This window comes from Gemmiger formicilis, from assembly GCF_016901605.1.
GTDB classification, from domain to species: domain Bacteria; phylum Bacillota; class Clostridia; order Oscillospirales; family Ruminococcaceae; genus Gemmiger; species Gemmiger formicilis_B.
The window spans coordinates 1-1,076 of sequence record NZ_JACJKP010000332.1 but is presented as its reverse complement, the minus strand read 5'-3'; the positions used below and the strand labels follow the sequence as shown (position 1 = coordinate 1,076).

Here is a 1,076-nt window from a genome sequence, read left to right as displayed (position 1 = left end):
CTGAGAGGTAAGCTGCGGCACCTTGCCGTCATCTGTTTTCAGCGTGGCAATCGTTCCGCCGGTCGCCAACATCAAAATACGTTTCATCGTGGTCTTCCTTCTTATCAATTCAGCGCAGCACCATAAAGCACCGCACAAAAATATCCTGCCCGCAGCAAGGGGCAGGATATTTTGTTTTTCGGTTTTAGTAAGTAGTGATCGTGGTACCGGGATAATAGTGCAGCAGAATATCCTGGTAACCCCAGCCATTCTGCGCATATCCGATGGCGCCCCACTGGCTCATACCACAGCCATGGCCATAGCCGTACACATCAAAAATGAAGCAATCCAGGTTGGCATCAAAGGTGAAGGTAAAGCACTGGCTGCGCAGGCTGCGGCCGTCAACGCTCTGCCGTGCCAGCAGATTTTCACGGAACCAGCGTCCGCTGACTGTGACACAGTTACCGTCCGGTCCCACCTGAATCTTGGAAACCCAGCCATACTGGTTGGTGGAAATGATCTTGAACCAGTTGTTGGGGTCAACGTCGGTAAGATCGATCTCCAATTCCGACTTGATGCGGTCCAGCAGGGTCTGACGGGAGAAACGTGCCGTACCGCTGCTGTTGCCGTTGGTATTCCAGTTGGTAGCCACCGACTGGTCGTAGGGGCTGTCCACCGCCTGCAGCCAGGGACGGTCATTGCCCCAAACATCCGCTGCCGAAGCAGTACCGGTACTGGCAGAGGCAAAGTACGGTGTAAAGCAGACCTGGCCGTTGTAGGTCACCAGAACATGAGCCACTTCCTGCGCGGCTGCCAGCGCCGCAGCGCCGGGCGTTGTGCCGGAAACGGCCGGGTAGCCCGACTGACTGAGAATCCAGCAATGGGTGGCCACACACTGGGCCTTATAGGCTTCCGCCGGGGCGTTGGGGCCAAGCTCATTCTGAGCCACCATGGCCAGGCACTGGACCAGATCCATAGTCTGTGCCGTGCCGTTCATGGTCACGTTGATGGTTTCACCGCCGGACGGCGTCTCCGAAGAGCCGGAATCCGAAGAACCGGAATCCGAACCAGCAGACTCCGAATTGCCGGAATCCGAT

The 1,076-nt window shown here is 56.8% G+C and carries 1 protein-coding gene; it reads right to left on the bottom strand.

Annotation, left to right across the window (positions count from 1 at the left end):
• Window positions 1-184: 184 nt before the first annotated feature.
• Window positions 185-1,076 (bottom strand): SpoIID/LytB domain-containing protein (locus tag H6B10_RS14665; RefSeq protein ID WP_204652270.1); only part of this gene is annotated, 892 nt, incomplete at its 5' end.